General features: G+C 62.9%; 17 protein-coding genes. 9 read left to right on the forward strand and 8 right to left on the reverse strand.

Annotated features, from left to right (window positions below):
* Positions 1–44 precede the first annotated feature (44 nt).
* Positions 45–1,022 (reverse strand): NADPH:quinone reductase, encoded by a 978-nt coding sequence (locus tag AC58X1_RS13285; protein WP_497428955.1) that lies wholly within the window; start codon positions 1,020–1,022, stop codon positions 45–47.
* A gap of 135 nt (positions 1,023–1,157) precedes the next feature.
* Here AC58X1_RS13285 and hemF point away from each other — a divergent pair, with 135 nt between their 5' ends.
* Together hemF and aroE are read left to right on the forward strand one after the other, a co-directional pair.
* A complete protein-coding gene (hemF, locus tag AC58X1_RS13290; protein ID WP_150572346.1) occupies positions 1,158–2,069 on the forward strand; it encodes an oxygen-dependent coproporphyrinogen oxidase in 912 nt (303 codons plus the stop codon).
* A 26-nt stretch (positions 2,070–2,095) separates the two neighbouring features.
* Entirely contained in the window at positions 2,096–2,920 is an 825-nt protein-coding gene (aroE, locus tag AC58X1_RS13295) for a shikimate dehydrogenase (protein WP_101322754.1), read from the forward strand.
* 151 nt (positions 2,921–3,071) lie between these two features.
* On the opposite strand, the gene AC58X1_RS13300 is transcribed toward aroE, so the two are convergent.
* From AC58X1_RS13300 to betC, 3 genes are all read right to left on the reverse strand, one after another.
* A complete protein-coding gene (locus AC58X1_RS13300) occupies positions 3,072–4,637 on the reverse strand; it encodes a SulP family inorganic anion transporter (protein ID WP_497428956.1) in 1,566 nt (521 codons plus the stop codon).
* Between the two features lie 88 nt (positions 4,638–4,725).
* A complete protein-coding gene (gene choX / locus AC58X1_RS13305) occupies positions 4,726–5,649 on the reverse strand; it encodes a choline ABC transporter substrate-binding protein (RefSeq protein ID WP_497428957.1) in 924 nt (307 codons plus the stop codon).
* Between the two features lie 14 nt (positions 5,650–5,663).
* The gene (betC, locus tag AC58X1_RS13310) at positions 5,664–7,178 is read right to left on the reverse strand and encodes a choline-sulfatase (RefSeq protein WP_220632823.1); all 1,515 of its coding nucleotides are present in this window, start codon (positions 7,176–7,178) and stop codon (positions 5,664–5,666) included.
* Between the two features lie 108 nt (positions 7,179–7,286).
* Here betC and AC58X1_RS13315 point away from each other — a divergent pair, with 108 nt between their 5' ends.
* Positions 7,287–8,186, forward strand: a complete 900-nt coding sequence (locus AC58X1_RS13315) for a choline sulfate utilization transcriptional regulator (protein WP_497428958.1) — start codon at positions 7,287–7,289, stop codon at positions 8,184–8,186.
* An 89-nt stretch (positions 8,187–8,275) separates the two neighbouring features.
* Positions 8,276–8,608, forward strand: coding sequence for a DOPA 4,5-dioxygenase family protein (locus tag AC58X1_RS13320; RefSeq protein WP_101322749.1), 333 nt, complete (start codon positions 8,276–8,278; stop codon positions 8,606–8,608).
* Positions 8,609–8,653: 45 nt separating this feature from the next.
* Here AC58X1_RS13320 and trpA read toward each other — a convergent pair whose 3' ends face one another.
* Together trpA and trpB are read right to left on the reverse strand one after the other, a co-directional pair.
* On the reverse strand, positions 8,654–9,463 hold the full coding sequence (gene trpA / locus AC58X1_RS13325; RefSeq protein WP_150572344.1) for a tryptophan synthase subunit alpha: 810 nt from the start codon (positions 9,461–9,463) through the stop codon (positions 8,654–8,656).
* Positions 9,460–10,677: a tryptophan synthase subunit beta gene (gene trpB, locus AC58X1_RS13330; protein WP_101322747.1), complete on the reverse strand. Its 1,218-nt coding sequence runs from the start codon at positions 10,675–10,677 to the stop codon at positions 9,460–9,462. The genes trpA and trpB overlap by 4 nt, the downstream gene beginning before the upstream one ends.
* 108 nt (positions 10,678–10,785) lie before the next feature.
* Between trpB and AC58X1_RS13335 the strand changes: the two genes are divergently transcribed.
* Complete coding sequence (locus tag AC58X1_RS13335; protein WP_312391112.1) at positions 10,786–11,679, forward strand: LysR family transcriptional regulator; 894 nt, start codon at positions 10,786–10,788, stop codon at positions 11,677–11,679.
* Here AC58X1_RS13335 and AC58X1_RS13340 read toward each other — a convergent pair.
* Complete coding sequence (locus tag AC58X1_RS13340; RefSeq protein WP_101322745.1) at positions 11,676–11,999, reverse strand: ElaB/YgaM/YqjD family protein; 324 nt, start codon at positions 11,997–11,999, stop codon at positions 11,676–11,678. The genes AC58X1_RS13335 and AC58X1_RS13340 overlap by 4 nt on opposite strands.
* Before the next feature lie 155 nt (positions 12,000–12,154).
* Between AC58X1_RS13340 and AC58X1_RS13345 the strand changes: the two genes are divergently transcribed.
* Together AC58X1_RS13345 and AC58X1_RS13350 are read left to right on the forward strand one after the other, a co-directional pair.
* Entirely contained in the window at positions 12,155–12,370 is a 216-nt protein-coding gene (locus AC58X1_RS13345) for a dodecin (protein WP_101322744.1), read from the forward strand.
* Positions 12,371–12,468: 98 nt separating this feature from the next.
* Positions 12,469–12,690 carry a DUF1161 domain-containing protein gene (locus AC58X1_RS13350; protein ID WP_101322743.1) on the forward strand — a complete coding sequence of 74 codons (222 nt, stop codon included), beginning with the start codon at positions 12,469–12,471 and terminating at the stop codon, positions 12,688–12,690.
* Positions 12,691–12,746: 56 nt separating this feature from the next.
* Here AC58X1_RS13350 and AC58X1_RS13355 read toward each other — a convergent pair whose 3' ends face one another.
* Entirely contained in the window at positions 12,747–13,751 is a 1,005-nt protein-coding gene (locus AC58X1_RS13355) for an LLM class flavin-dependent oxidoreductase (protein ID WP_150572340.1), read from the reverse strand.
* A gap of 156 nt (positions 13,752–13,907) precedes the next feature.
* On the opposite strand from AC58X1_RS13355, the gene AC58X1_RS13360 reads away from it, so the two are divergent.
* Together AC58X1_RS13360 and AC58X1_RS13365 are read left to right on the forward strand one after the other, a co-directional pair.
* A complete protein-coding gene (locus AC58X1_RS13360; RefSeq protein ID WP_103435463.1) occupies positions 13,908–14,333 on the forward strand; it encodes an OsmC family protein in 426 nt (141 codons plus the stop codon).
* Positions 14,334–14,407: 74 nt separating this feature from the next.
* Positions 14,408–14,641 carry a DUF1161 domain-containing protein gene (locus AC58X1_RS13365; RefSeq protein WP_101322740.1) on the forward strand — a complete coding sequence of 78 codons (234 nt, stop codon included), beginning with the start codon at positions 14,408–14,410 and terminating at the stop codon, positions 14,639–14,641.
* The last annotated feature ends 19 nt before the right edge of the window (positions 14,642–14,660 follow it).

A 14,660-nucleotide genomic window follows, 5' to 3' on the forward strand; every position in this document is an offset into this window, starting at 1 on the left:
CGCCCGGTGCTGGCTGTATTGGGGCCGCATAGCGGCCCCGCAGCTCAGGGCAACAGCACCGTCGAGCCGACCGTGCGCCGCGCCGACAGCTCGCTCTGCGCTTTGGCCGCTTCGCTGAGCGGGTAGCGTTGCTGGATATCCACCGTCAGCTGGCCGCTGGCGATCATGGCGAACAGGTCATCGGCCATGGCCTGGGTGTTTTCGGCGTTGTTGGCGTAAGTGGCCAAGGTCGGCCGGGTCACGTACAGCGAACCCTTCTGCGCCAGAATGCCCAGGTTGACGCCACTGACCGCGCCGGAGGCGTTGCCGAAGCTGACCATCAAGCCGCGTGGCTGTAGGCAGTCCAGCGAGGTCAGCCAGGTATCGGCGCCAACGCCGTCGTATACCACCGCAACCTTTTTGCCGTCAGTCAGCTCAAGCACGCGCTTGGCGACGTCTTCGTGGCTGTAGTCGATAGTCTCCCAGGCGCCGAGGGTCTTGGCCCGCTCGGCTTTTTCCGCCGAGCTGACCGTGCCGATCAGCTTGGCGCCCAGCGCTTTAGCCCACTGGCACGCCAGCGAGCCAACCCCACCAGCTGCGGCGTGGAACAGGATCACTTCGCCCGGCTGCACGGCGTAGGTCTGTTTGAGCAGGTACTGCACGGTCAGGCCTTTGAGCATCACTGCGGCAGCCTGCTCGAAGCTGATGCTGTCGGGCAGTTTGACCAGGTTGGCTTCGGGCAGCGTGTGCACTTGGCTGTAGGCGCCCAGCGGGCCACCGACGTAAGCGACGCGGTCGCCGACCTTGAGCCGGGTGACACCTTCGCCGACCGCATCGACGATGCCGGCACCTTCGGTGCCCAGGCCCGAGGGCAGCGCTGGCGGTGGGTACAGGCCGCTGCGGAAATACGTGTCGATGAAGTTCAGGCCGATCGCCTGGTTGCGCACACGAACCTGCTGCGGGCCGGGTGGGGCCGGGTCGAACTCGACCAGTTGCAGTACTTCGGGACCGCCATGCTGGCTGAACTGGATACGCTGGGCCATCTCGCACTCCTGTTGTCGGATTGGATGCAGGCCTTCTATCGGACGCCTTTGCTTGACTGCCGTCAACTGCGACGCGCCGGTTGCCGGTGGTATGCTACGCGGCGAATTCTTCCCTGCTCCTCCCAGGTGACCCCGATGACCAGCCGCACCGAGGCCGTGAAGGCCTATCTGCTCGACCTGCAAGACCGCATCTGCTCTGCCCTCGAACGCGAAGACGGCGGCGCCCGCTTCGTCGAGGACGCGTGGGTGCGCGAAGCCGGTGGTGGCGGGCGCACGCGGGTGATCGGGGACGGCGCGCTGATCGAGAAAGGCGGGGTCAACTTCTCCCACGTGTTCGGCAGCGGCCTGCCGCCGTCGGCCAGTGCTCACCGGCCAGAGCTGGCCGGGCGCGGCTTCGAGGCGCTGGGGGTGTCGCTGGTGATCCACCCGCATAACCCGCATGTGCCGACTTCGCACGCCAATGTGCGGTTTTTCATCGCCGAAAAAGAAGGCGAAGAGGCAGTCTGGTGGTTTGGCGGCGGCTTTGACCTCACCCCCTACTACGGCAACGAGGAAGACTGCGTGCACTGGCACCGCGTCGCCGAGCAGGCCTGCGCGCCGTTCGGCGCCGACGTCTACCCGCGTTACAAAGCCTGGTGCGACCGCTACTTCCACCTCAAGCACCGCGGCGAGCCGCGTGGCATTGGTGGGCTGTTCTTCGATGACCTCAACGAGTGGGACTTCGACACCTGCTTCGCCTTCATTCGGGCGATCGGCGATGCCTATATCGACGCCTACCTGCCGATCGTGCAGCGGCGCAAGGCCACGCTTTATACCGCTGAGCAGCGCGAATTCCAGGAGTACCGCCGTGGGCGCTATGTCGAGTTCAACCTGGTGTACGACCGTGGCACCTTGTTCGGCCTGCAATCGGGTGGGCGTACCGAGTCGATCCTGATGTCGCTGCCGCCGCAAGTGCGCTGGGGCTATGACTGGAAGCCGGCGCCAGGCAGCGAAGAAGCGCGCCTGACCGACTACTACCTGCAAGACCGCGACTGGCTTGGCCAGTAAGCCCTGTGGATAACCGAGGAAGCGCCATGGACCAATACGTCGTTTTCGGCAACCCGATCGGCCACAGCAAGTCGCCGCTGATCCACCGCCTGTTTGCCGATCAGACCGGCCAGCACATCGAATACAACACCCTGCTGGCGCCGCTGGACGAGTTCAGCGACTGCGCTCGCGGCTTCTTCAAGCAAGGCCAGGGTGCCAACGTCACCGTGCCGTTCAAGGAAGAAGCCTACCGCCTGTGCGACAGTCTCACCGAGCGTGCCCAGCGCGCCGGCGCGGTCAACACCCTGACCAAACTGGCCGACGGCAGCCTGCAAGGTGACAACACCGACGGCGCCGGTCTGGTGCGCGACCTCACGCAAAACGCCGGGGTCGAGCTCAAGGGCAAGCGCATCCTCATCCTTGGTGCGGGCGGCGCAGTGCGCGGTGTACTCGAGCCGATTCTGGCGCATAACCCGCAGGCGCTGGTGATCGCTAACCGGACGGAAGAAAAGGCCGAGCAGCTGGCGCATGAGTTCGATGCGCTAGGGCCGGTGGTGGCCAGTGGTTTTGCCTGGCTCAGCGAGCCGGTAGACGTGATCATCAACGCCACCTCGGCCAGCCTTGCCGGGCAGATGCCGCCGATTGCCGACAGCCTGGTCGAAGCTGGCCGCACCGTGTGCTACGACATGATGTACGGCAAGGAGCCGACCCCGTTTTGCCAGTGGGCGACTCGCCTGCAGGCAGCCAAGGTACTCGATGGCCTGGGCATGCTCGCCGAGCAGGCGGCCGAGGCGTTCTTCATCTGGCGTGGGGTGCGGCCGGATACAGCGCCAGTGCTGGATGAGCTGCGCCGGCAGTTGGCGCGGGGTTGAGCCGCAAGCCGGGGTCGGGCAGGGTCTCAAATTGTGTGGGGTTTGAGAATGTCGGGGCTGCTTTGCAGCCCTTTCGCGACACAAGGCCGCTCCTACACTGACCGTGTCCAGCCAGTCTGACGCGGTCCCCCCCAGCATCCTGAAGTCCCAATCAATCCTCAAAGCGTATTGGACACGCCTGCGCCCCTTCCAGCTTCTGCAATTCCTCGACCACCTGCGGCCTTGCCCGCTGCAGCGTCAGGCTACCGCCATTACGCATCAGCCTCCGCGCTTCACGGTGGAGCATGTCAACGCCCGAATAGTCGATAAAGTTGACCTGCCGCGCATCGATCAGTACATGCGGCCCCTGGCAGCGTTGCAGGCGCACTTGCAGGTAGTGCGCTGCGCCAAAGAAGATCGACCCACCCACCCGCAGTACATCTGTCTCGCCTTCGCGGCTTTGCAGCACGCGGGGCTGTGAGGTGCGCTTGAGGTAGAAGAACAGCGAGGCCAGTACGCCGGCATAGATCGCGGTCTGCAGCTCCAGCAGCAGCGTTGCCATAGCGGTCAGGGCCATCACCAGAAACTCGGCGCGGCTGACCCGAAACAGCGCGCGGATGCCGCGCACATCGATCAAACCCCAGCAGATCAGCAAAATGCTGCCGGCCATGGCCGGGATCGGCAGGTGCGCAATCAGGCCGGCGCCGGTCACTGCGAACAGCGCCAACCACAGCGCGGAAAACACCCCGGCCAGCGGCGAACGTGCGCCCGCATCGTAGCTCAAGCCCGAGCGGGTGAATGAGCCGGACGAGAGGTAACCGGAGAATACGCTGCCGACCATGTTCGACAGGCCTTGGGCGCGGATTTCCTGATTGGCATCGATCATTTGCTCGGAGCGCGACGCCAGCGAGCGGGCAATCGACAGGCTGGTGACCAAGCCGAGCATGCCCACCGCCACGGCGCTTGGCAGCAAGTGCAGGATCAGTTCGAAATCCAGCAATGGCAACGGGCTCAAGGGTGGCAGCTGGCCGCTGAACGCCGGCACCCGCGCCACCTGGCCAAACCATTGCGGCAGCAACCAGGCGACCAGGCTGACCAGCAGCAGACTTATCAACAGGCTCGGCCAGCGTGGCCGCCAAAGCTTCAGCAGCAGGCCAAGCAGCAACGTCGCCAAGCCCAGCGTCAGCGCTGGCAGGTCGATTTCGCCAGCGTGACTGAGCAGATCCTGCAGGGTTTTCAGCGCGGTGGCCTGGCTCACCAGTTCGATGCCGAGCAGGTTTGGCAGTTGCCCCAGGGCAATGACCACAGCCGCACCAAGGGTGAAGCCGAGCACCACCGAGTGCGAGACAAAATTGACCAGTGCGCCAAAGCGCACCAGTCCGAGCACCAGTTGGAAGGCGCCGGCTAGAAACGTCAGCAGCAGGATCAGGCTGATGTAGTCGCTGCTGCCACTGACGGCCAGCGGGCTGACACTGGCATACAGCACGATCGAGATGGCCGCGGTCGGGCCGCAGATCAGGTGCCACGAAGATCCCCACAGGCAGGCGATGATCACCGGCACGATGGCCGCGTACAGGCCGTACTCGGCCGGCAGGCCAGCGATCAGCGCGTAGGCGATGGATTGCGGCAAGGCGAGGATGGCACCGCTCAGGCCGACCAGCAGGTCCTGGCGCATACTGCGCGGCGTTTGCCGGGGCAGCCACTTGAGGAAAGGCAGCAGGTGACTGAGGCGGTGCATGAGTTGTCCACAATCCTTAGATTTCGCCGAGATTCATCGCAGTGGGGCATCCCGGCTATAGCGCCTAGCCCCAGTTTTTTGGGGTCGTTCAGAGCTTGGCTTTGACTGCCTCAAGCGCATTGCTATCGACTTTGGTGGTCACGCCGAGCAACCATTCGTCCAGCGATTCGGGGTGCGCTCTCACCCATGCCTTGGCCGCTTGATCGAAGCTGATCTTGTTATCCACAACCTGGGCCATGATGCTGTTTTCCATGTCCAGTGTGAACTTGAGATTCCCCAGCAGCTTCGCCGCATTCGGGCACGCTTGTGGATAACCCTTGCGGGTCAGCGTGTATACCTCGCCTTTGCTGCCGAACCACTTCTCCCCGCCGGTCAGGTAATGCATCTTCAGTTTCACGTTCATCGGGTGCGGGGTCCAGCCAAGAAAGGTGATGAACTGCTGTTTCTTGATCGCCCGATCGACCTGGGCCAGCATCGCCTGCTCGCTGGATTCCACCAGCTTCCACTGACCAAGGTTGAATTCATTCTTGTCGATGATTTCTTTCAACGAGAGATTGGCTGGGGCGCCGGAGCCGATACCGTACAGCTTGTGGTCGAACTGGTCGGCGTGTTTCTGCAGGTCAGCGAAGCTCTTGACCCCGGCGTTCCACACGTAGTCGGGCACTGCCAGGGTGAACTCGGTTCCTTCCAGGTTGCGTGACAGCTGCTGGACATCGCCGTTGGCGACGAACTTGTCATGGAAGCTCTGGTGCGCCGGCATCCAGTTGCCAAGAAAGGCGTCGACCCTCCCATCCTTGAGGCCGCCGTAGATGATCGGCACGGCCAGACTATCTACTTTTACCTGGTAGCCCAGGCTTTCCAGCAGCAGCCGGGCTACTGCGTTGGTCGAGGCAATATCACTCCAGCCAGGGTCGGCTAGTTTTACGGTGCTGCATTGCGCGTCGCTGTCGGCTGCGTTGGCTGTGGCAACGCCCAGAGCCAGGGCAAGTACGGCGGTGGAGAACATGTGCATGGCGGCCTCTCTTCTCAATCCAGGGGTGCGGGCTGTGGGTAACGTGCCTTGCGCTCGAGGTCGTCGAGATCGATGTGGTTGCGCATGTACTGTTGGCTGGCATCTACCCAGGGTTGATGGTCCCAGCTGTTCAGCTTGCCGATGGCGAGCGCTGCGCCGACCAGCCGGCGGCGGCGCTGGCTGGCCAGTACCTGCTGGCGCAGGCTGGGGACATCCCAGCGCTCTTGTGCTTCATCGATAAACGCCTGCAGCAGCGCCTGGTGGTCCGGGCTGCCCGTGAGGTTCTCCCGCTCGTGCGGGTCGCGGCTCAGGTCATAGAGTAGACAGGGGTCGTCTTCGCTGTACACGAACTTGTATGGCCCGCGGCGGATCATCATCAGTGGGCCGACCGTGCCCTCAGCCATGTATTCGCCGATCACTTCGTCGTGACCGCCCTGCCCTTGCAGATGGCCGAGCAGTGAGCGGCCGTCAAGGTGCAGGTCTTTATCCACAGCGCCACCGGCCAGCTCTACCAATGTCGGCAGCAGATCACAGGTTGATACCGAGGCGCTCACCCGGCTTGCAGCAAAGCGCCTGGGCGCATGGATCAGCAGCGGAACCCGCGCCGACATCTCGAACCAGTGCATCTTGTACCAGAGGCCTCGCTCGCCCAGCATGTCGCCGTGGTCGCCGGAGAACACGATCAAGGTGTCGTCGGCCAGGTTGCACTCCTCCAGGGTCTGCAGCAGCTGGCCGATGTTGTCGTCGATGTAGCTGCAGGCGCCAAAGTAGGCTCGACGGGCATCGCGAATTTTATCCACAGGTAGCGGCTTGTCCCACAGGTCATAAACCTTCAGCAGGCGCTGTGAGTGGGGGTCCTGTTCTGCCTGACTGAGCCCGGTGGGCATCGGAATATCTACACCCTCATAGCGGTCCCAATATCGCTTGGGGATGGTGTAGGGGTCGTGCGGGTGGGTCATGGACACCGTCAGGCAGAACGGTCGCCCATCGTTCTCGCGCACATGGTCGTACAAGTACTGGCGCGCTTTGAACACCACCTCTTCGTCGAAATCCAGCTGGTTGGTGCGCACGCACGGCCCCGCCTGCAGCACCGAAGACATGTTGTGGAACCAGCTCGGACGCACGTGCGGTTCGTCCCAGTTCACCGCCCAGCCATAGTCGGCTGGGTAGATGTCGCTGGTCAGCCGCTCTTCGTAACCGTGCAGCTGGTCTGGGCCGCAGAAGTGCATTTTGCCTGACAGCGCAGTGCGGTAACCCAAGCGGCGCAGGTAGTGCGCATAGGTCGGTACATCGGCCGGAAAATCGGCAGCATTGTCGTAGGCGCCGATGCGACTGGGCAGTTGGCCGCTGACCAGCGTGAAGCGGGACGGCGCGCACAATGGGCTGTTGCAGTAGGCTGAATCGAACACTACCGCCTGTTCCGCCAGCCGGCTCAGATGAGGCATCTGCACAGGCGAAGGGGCATAGATTGGCAGCAGGGGTGCGGCCATTTGGTCGGCCATGATGAACAGGATATTCGGGCGCGTCATATTGGCTTCCATTGTCGAGGGTTATACGATCCGCGTGCCTTTCAAGATGCGACTTCCGATAACATGGGTAAAGCCCATGGCGGGCAATGACTGGGATTAGCTGAGCTTATGTTTGAGCACCTTGCCGCGCTGTCGCTGGATACCTTGCGCGTGTTCGAAGCGGCCGCGCGCCTGCGTGGCTTTACCCCCGCTGCATTGGAGCTTGGCACCACCCAGCCGGCAGTCAGTCAGCAGGTAAAGCGCCTGGAAGCAACTCTTGGCACGCGCCTGTTCGACCGTATTTATCGGGGCATTGAGCTCACCGAAGCCGGCCAGTTGTTGTTCGAACAGGTGCACCAGGGCCTGCAGGCGATGGATGACGGCATCGCCCAGGCCAGCGGCCGCGGTCAACGCGAGGTGCTGCAGGTGGCCACTGACTTTGCCTTCGCAGCATTCTGGCTGATGCCGCGGCTGCAGCGCTTTCATGAGGCTTATCCACAGGTGGATGTAAGCCTGGTGACCGGTGAACGTAGTCAGGGCATGTTGCGCCCTGACATCGACGTGGCGGTGCTGTTCGGCGATGGGCGTTTCCATCAGGGGGAGAGCCGCTGGTTGTTCGATGAGGAGGTTTTCCCGGTGTGCAGCCCGCGGATGACTGATGGCAAACCCTTGTCAGCCTCGGCTTTGCAACGGTTGCCGTTGCTGCATTTGAAGGGCGAGCAGGCCAGCCGCTGGTTTGACTGGGCGGGGGTGTTTCGCGGCTTTGGCGTGTCCAGCTCAGCGCCGGCTGGGCAATTGCGCTTTGATAACTACACGCTGCTGATTCAGGCGGCGATTGCCGGGCAAGGCGTGGCGATTGGCTGGGGGCATTTGGTGGACGGGCTGGTGGAACAAGGGTTGTTGTGCCGGCCATTGGCGGGGAGTTTGCGCTCGGACCGCGGGTATTACGTGGTATTACCGCCGCGCAAGCGCCGTGGGGCGTTGATCGAGCGGTTTGTGGATTGGCTGGAGCAAGAGCGCAACCGTTAAGAGGTTGGGCTGCTCTGCGGTCTCGGCTATCTTTTCATTGCATCACTGCCTTGCCGGCGGTGGCGGTGGAAGCGTAATCAGGAGCTATCGTGCAGAGAATCAAGGGTTACCACGCGCACGTCTATTACGACGCGCAGAGCATGGAGCAGGCGCGGGAGCTGTGCGAGGAGGCGACACGGCTGTTTCCCGTGAGCATGGGGCGCATGCATCAGAAGCCAGTAGGGCCGCACCCGGACTGGAGCTGCCAGCTGGCGTTTGCGCCGGAGGTGGTGGGCGTGGTGCTGCCGTGGTTGGCGTTATATCGGCGCGGGCTGGTGGTGTTTCTGCACCCGCTGACTGGCGATGAGCTGGCCGATCACCGTGATCATGCGATCTGGATGGGCGCTTTACGACCGTTGGACCTGTCGATCTTCGAGGAGTGAAGCAGGGCCATCCGCGCTGCAGCAGCGCGAGTGGCCCAGGTCAACTCAGCGACGAGCCGAGCGTACGCCTTCAGCCAGCGCCGAGCACAGGCTCAGCACATCGTTGACGGCCTGCTCGTTGCTGCTGGCGTTGGCGATCTTGTCGACCAGCGCCGAGCCAACCACCACACCTTCAGCCAGGCGCGCGATCGCCGCTGCTTGCTCAGGGGTGCGGATACCAAAGCCGACGCTGATCGGCAGGTCAGTATGGCGACGCAGACGCGCCAGCGCCTCGCTGACGTGCTCGCTGGTAGCAGAACCTGCACCGGTGACGCCGGCCACCGAAACGTAGTAGACGAACCCCGAGCTGCGCTCGAGCACGCGCGGCAGGCGCGCATCGTCGGTGGTCGGTGTGGTCAGGCGAATGAAGTCGATGCCTGCTGCCTGCGCCGGGGTAGCTAGCTCGGCGTCATGTTCAGGCGGCAGGTCGACGATGATCAAGCCGTCAACGCCAGCCTCGTTGGCCTCGGCAACAAACTTCTCTACGCCAAAGCGGTGGATCGGATTGTAGTAACCCATCAGCACGATTGGCGTGGTCTGGTTGTCGACGCGGAACTCGCGAACCATCTGCAAGGTTTTTGCCAGGGTCTGGCCGGCGTCCAGGGCGCGCAAGGTCGCCAGTTGGATCGCCACGCCGTCAGCCATCGGGTCGGTGAACGGCATGCCCAGCTCGATCACGTCGGCACCGGCGGCTGGCAGGCCCTTGAGGATGGCCAGTGAGGTGTCGTAGCCAGGGTCGCCGGCAGTGATGAAAGTGACCAGCGCCGAGCGGCCTTCGGCCTTGAGGTCGGCAAAGCGTTGTTCGAGACGGCTCATGCCTGTTTCTCCTGGGCGGCCATGTGGTTCATCACGGTTTGCATGTCTTTGTCGCCACGGCCGGACAGGCACACCACCATCAAGTGGTCGCTAGGCAGGGTCGGCGCGCGCTTGATGGCTTCAGCCAGGGCGTGGGCAGTTTCCAGCGCCGGGATGATGCCTTCCAGACGGCACGTGGCGTGGAACGCATCGATCGCTTCGTCGTCGGTGATGCTGACGTACTCGACCCGCTTCACTTCGTGCAGGAAGGCATGCTCCGGGCCAATGCCGGGGTAGTCCAGGCCTGCCGAAATCGAGTGGGCATCGGTGATCTGACCGTCGCCGTCCTGCAGCAGGTAGGTGCGGTTGCCGTGCAGCACGCCCGGTACGCCGCCGTTGAGGCTGGCGGCGTGCTTGTCGGTGTCGACGCCATGGCCGCCGGCTTCAACGCCGATGATCTGCACGCTGGCGTCATCGAGGAACTCGTGGAACAGGCCCATGGCGTTGGAGCCACCACCGACGCAGGCCACCAGACTGTCTGGCAGACGGCCTTGTTTTTCCTGCATCTGGGCGCGAGTTTCCTTGCCGATGATCGACTGGAAGTCGCGCACCATCGCAGGATAAGGGTGCGGGCCAGCAACGGTGCCGATCAGGTAGAAGGTATCGTCGACGTTGGTGACCCAGTCGCGCAGCGCTTCGTTCATGGCGTCTTTGAGGGTGCCGGTGCCGGAGGTAACCGGAACGATCTCGGCGCCCAGCAGCTTCATGCGGAACACGTTGGCTTGCTGGCGCTCGATGTCGGTGGCGCCCATGTAGATCACGCACGGCAGGCCGAAACGGGCAGCCACGGTTGCGGTGGCGACACCATGCATGCCGGCGCCGGTTTCGGCGATCAGGCGTTTTTTGCCCATGCGCTTGGCCAGCAGTACCTGGCCGATGCAGTTGTTCACCTTGTGCGCGCCGGTGTGGTTGAGCTCTTCGCGCTTGAAGTAGATCTGCGCGCCGCCGCAGTGCTCGGTCAGGCGCTCGGCGAAGTACAGCGGGTTGGGCCGGCCGATGTAATCACGTTGGAAGTACGCCAGCTGCTCGATGAACGCCGGGTCGGCCTTGGCCGCTTCGTATTCGCGGGCCAGGTCCAGCACCAGCGGCATCAGGGTTTCTGCCACGTAGCGGCCACCGAACGAGCCGAACAGGCCGTCGGCGTCGGGGCCAGCGCGGAATTGGGTCTGGGTCATGGAGCGCTCCAAGGCGATATGGATGACTGATGGGCTTTACTCTAACTTCACTGCGTCCGGCTGAAAACCGATAAGATTGCGCAAACATGTCAGGAAATCTCACAGGTTATGCGCCTCGACCTCCCTCCCCTGAATGCTCTGCGGGCATTTGAAGCGACCGCCCGGCTGAACAGCGTCAGCCAGGCCGCCGAACAGCTGCACGTGACCCACGGCGCGGTCAGCCGGCAGATCAAGGTGCTGGAAGAGCATCTTGGGGTGGCGTTGTTCGTCAAGGAGGGGCGTGGCGTCAAACTCACAGATGCCGGCGTGCGCCTGCGCGATGCCAGTGTCGATGCCTTCGACCGCCTGCGCGGCGTGTGTGCCGAGCTGAGCCGGGATGTCAGCGAAGCGCCGTTCGTGCTGGGCTGCTCGGGCAGCCTGCTGGCGCGCTGGTTTATCCCCAGGCTTGGGCGACTGAATGCCGAGCTGCCGGCGCTGCGCCTGCACCTGTCGGCGGGTGAAGGCGACCTCGATCCGCGCCGGCCGGGGCTGGATGCGCTGCTGGTGTACGCCGAGCCGCCGTGGCCGGCAGATATGCAGGTCCATGTCCTGGCTGCAGAACGCATCGGCCCGGTGCTCAGCCCGCACTTTGCCGGTTCGCAGAGCCTGCGCAACGCCCCAGCCGCAGCATTGCTGCAGCAAGCGTTGCTGCACACCACCTCGCGGCCGCAAGCCTGGCCTACCTGGGCGGCGCAGCATGGCCTGAGCACGGGCGAGTTACAGCTGGGGCAGGCGTTCGAGCATTTGTATTATTTGCTGGAGGCGGCCGTGGCAGGCCTGGGCGTGGCGATTGCACCGCAACCATTGGTAGCGGACGACTTGCGTGCCGGGCGTTTGATTGCACCCTGGGGGTTCTCGCCCACCAACGCCGCGCTGGCGCTGTGGGTGCCGCGGCGCGCCGCAGATGGGCGCGCCGAGCAACTGGCGCAGTGGCTGCGCCGCGAGCTGGAGCAGATGGCTTAGTTGCGTTTGGTCAGTAGGTAAGCCGCCAGCAGGCCCAGTGCGCCAACGGCAACGCCGGCGGCAGTCCATGGGTGCTCTTGGGCGTAGTCACGGGTAGCGATGCCGGTTTGACGGGTGCGGGTCTTGACCTCGTCATAGGCGTCGCTGATGACGCTGCGCGAGTGTTTCAGGGCGTTTTCGGCGTTGCCGCGAATGGCCTTGAGGGACTTTTGCGATTCTTCGGAGGCGTCATTCTTGAGCGTCTCGAGGGTGTTGAGGAGGCTCTCGATCTCGGCTTCCATGCTTTGCAGCGATGTCTTACGCAGGGTGTTGCGGGCCATGTTGACTCTCCTTCGCAATGGTAAGTGGCAGTAACTAGTGCGACTGTGCCGCGCGGCAAAAGTGCGATCGAACTTTTTCTCGAATTGACCGCTCGCAGGTAAATCAGGCCTGCACTGCTAGGCTCATCTGCGGTAATCACTCGAGGAACGCGCTAATGTCTGAGCATCGTACGTACAAGAAAATCGAGCTGGTTGGGTCTTCCACGACCAGTGTAGAGGACGCCATCAACAACGCTATCGCCGAGGCCGGCAAGAGCCTCAAGCATCTGGAATGGTTCGAAGTCACCGAAACCCGCGGCCATATCGAGAATGGCAAGGTCGCGCACTTCCAGGTCACCTTGAAGGTTGGCTTCCGTATTGCCGAGAGCTGAAACACTACCGGGCTAGAGTGTCCGTGCGGGATGGGGTAATACAGTTTAGGGGCGCGCGTTGCGCCCTGTTTGATTGATCTGAACAAGGAGAGCGATCGATGAACAAGCTACTGATGGCGATGGGTTTGCTGATGCTGGCCGGTGGTGCCATGGCCGCAGGCAAACCGTGCGAGGAGCTCAAGGCAGAGATTGCGGCGAAGCTGGATGCCAAAGGGGTCAGTGGTTACACGCTGGAGATCATCGACAAGGGTGATCCAGCGGGCAAAGTGGTGGGCTCTTGCGAGGGCGGCACCAAGGAAATCGTCTACACGCGCAAGTGATATTGCCTGCGTAATGGCCAATTGGGGCCGCTAAGCAGCCCCAATCGCATCTGCACTCAGTCGGCCTTGAGCGCCTGCGCGAGCAGTTCGTACGACCGGATGCGGTCGGCGTGCTCGTAAAGGTCACAGGTGAAGATCAGCTCATCAGCACCGGTCTGCTCCAGCAGCACCTCTACCTTGGCCCGCACCTTCTGCGGGCTGCCGATCATCGCCAGACCCAGGAAACTCATCACCGCTTCGCGCTCATGGGGCAGCCACAGGCCGTCCATGGTGCTCACCGGTGGGCGCTGCATCAGGCTCTGGCCACGCATCAGTGCGAGGATGCGTTGATATACCGAGGTCGCCAGATACTCGGCTGTCTCGTCGGTATCAGCGACCACCATCGGCACGCCGAGCATCACATAGGGCTTGTCGAGCACCGTCGACGGCTTGAAATGATTACGGTAGGTGCGAATCGCCTCATGCATGTAGCGCGGCGCAAAGTGCGAGGCAAAGGCGTAAGGCAAGCCGCGTATGCCAGCCAGCTGGGCGCTGAACAGACTGGAACCGAGCAGCCAGATCGGCACCTCGGTGTCATACCCCGGCACGGCGATCACTTTTTGATCAGGCGTGCGTGGGCCGAGGTAGCGCACCAGTTCTTCGACATCATCTGGGAAGTCGTCTGCGCTGCCCGAGCGCTCGCGGCGCAGGGCGCGGGCGGTCATCTGGTCAGAGCCGGGCGCACGCCCCAGGCCAAGGTCGATACGGCCGGGATAGAGGCTGGCGAGGGTGCCGAACTGCTCGGCGATCACCAGTGGTGCGTGGTTGGGCAGCATCACCCCGCCGGCGCCGACACGGATGGTCGAGGTGCCGCCGGCCAGGTAGCCGAGCAGCACCGAGGTGGCCGAGCTGGCGATGCCGTCCATGTTGTGGTGTTCAGCCACCCAGAAGCGGTTGTAGCCAAAGCGCTCGACGTGGCGCGCCAGGTCCAGTGAATTGTGCAGGGATTGGGCTGGGCCGGCGTCGGCGCGTACCGGGACCAGGTCGAGGGTTGAAATCTTCAGATCACGCAACTGCGTCATCGCTGCCTCCGCAAAAAAGTAAAGGGCGTTAGCCTTGTAGACTCTGTATGGGCAGATTCGATGTATTCAATGTTTGCCTGCGGATTGTTCTGAACTTGCCGTAGGTGGTGTCCTCTCAATCTTTACCTACACGCAAGCAAATGTTCAGGGGACACCATGAAAAAGACAGCATCAGCGGTATGGCAAGGTGGTCTGAAGGATGGCAAAGGCATGCTGTCCACCGAGAGCGGCGCGCTCAAGCAGAACCCTTATGGCTTCAATACCCGCTTTGAAGACACCCCCGGCACCAATCCTGAAGAACTGATCGGCGCTGCCCACGCCGGCTGCTTCTCGATGGCACTGTCGATGATGCTCGGTGAGGCTGGCCTGACCGCAGAGCGCATCGACACCACCGCCGAAGTCACCCTCGACAAACAGGACGACGGCTTCGCCATCACCGCCGTGCACCTGATCCTCAAGGCCAAGGTGCCAGGCGCCAGCCAAGAGCAGTTCACCGAGATCGCCAACAAGGCCAAGGCCGGTTGCCCGGTGTCGAAAGTGCTCAATGCGCAGATCAGCCTCGACGCCACACTGGAGGGCTGAGGCGGCGCAACTGGGGCGGTTTGTTGTAGTCTAAGGGTTGTCGGCAGTTGGCCTGCCGCTCCAGGAGCCGTCCCATGATTCGCGTTGCAATCGCCCTGCTGGCTTCGCTGCTCGCTACCTCTGCGTTAGCTGCAGTGAAGCCCTGCGAAGAGCTCAAAGCTGAAATCGAAGCGAAGATCCAGGCCCGAGGCGTAGCCTCCTACACCCTGGAGATTGTTGCCAACAGTGAGGTCACCGACCAGAACATGGTGGTGGGCAGCTGTGAAGGTGGCAGCAAGAAGATCATTTATCAAAAGAATGATCAGTAACGGTTGATGCCATGGGGCT

The sequence above is a fragment of the Pseudomonas sp. PGPR N4 genome (assembly GCF_059693665.1).

Coding starts and splice junctions, on each gene's coding strand:
- AC58X1_RS13285 (WP_497428955.1), bottom strand. CDS start 1,022: ATGGCCCAGCGTATCCAGTTCAGCCAGCATGGCGGTCCCGAAGTACTG.
- hemF (WP_150572346.1), top strand. CDS start 1,158: ATGACCAGCCGCACCGAGGCCGTGAAGGCCTATCTGCTCGACCTGCAA.
- aroE (WP_101322754.1), top strand. CDS start 2,096: ATGGACCAATACGTCGTTTTCGGCAACCCGATCGGCCACAGCAAGTCG.
- AC58X1_RS13300 (WP_497428956.1), bottom strand. CDS start 4,637: ATGCACCGCCTCAGTCACCTGCTGCCTTTCCTCAAGTGGCTGCCCCGG.
- choX (WP_497428957.1), bottom strand. CDS start 5,649: ATGCACATGTTCTCCACCGCCGTACTTGCCCTGGCTCTGGGCGTTGCC.
- betC (WP_220632823.1), bottom strand. CDS start 7,178: ATGACGCGCCCGAATATCCTGTTCATCATGGCCGACCAAATGGCCGCA.
- AC58X1_RS13315 (WP_497428958.1), top strand. CDS start 7,287: ATGTTTGAGCACCTTGCCGCGCTGTCGCTGGATACCTTGCGCGTGTTC.
- trpA (WP_150572344.1), bottom strand. CDS start 9,463: ATGAGCCGTCTCGAACAACGCTTTGCCGACCTCAAGGCCGAAGGCCGC.
- trpB (WP_101322747.1), bottom strand. CDS start 10,677: ATGACCCAGACCCAATTCCGCGCTGGCCCCGACGCCGACGGCCTGTTC.
- AC58X1_RS13335 (WP_312391112.1), top strand. CDS start 10,786: ATGCGCCTCGACCTCCCTCCCCTGAATGCTCTGCGGGCATTTGAAGCG.
- AC58X1_RS13340 (WP_101322745.1), bottom strand. CDS start 11,999: ATGGCCCGCAACACCCTGCGTAAGACATCGCTGCAAAGCATGGAAGCC.
- AC58X1_RS13345 (WP_101322744.1), top strand. CDS start 12,155: ATGTCTGAGCATCGTACGTACAAGAAAATCGAGCTGGTTGGGTCTTCC.
- AC58X1_RS13350 (WP_101322743.1), top strand. CDS start 12,469: ATGAACAAGCTACTGATGGCGATGGGTTTGCTGATGCTGGCCGGTGGT.
- AC58X1_RS13355 (WP_150572340.1), bottom strand. CDS start 13,751: ATGACGCAGTTGCGTGATCTGAAGATTTCAACCCTCGACCTGGTCCCG.
- AC58X1_RS13360 (WP_103435463.1), top strand. CDS start 13,908: ATGAAAAAGACAGCATCAGCGGTATGGCAAGGTGGTCTGAAGGATGGC.
- AC58X1_RS13365 (WP_101322740.1), top strand. CDS start 14,408: ATGATTCGCGTTGCAATCGCCCTGCTGGCTTCGCTGCTCGCTACCTCT.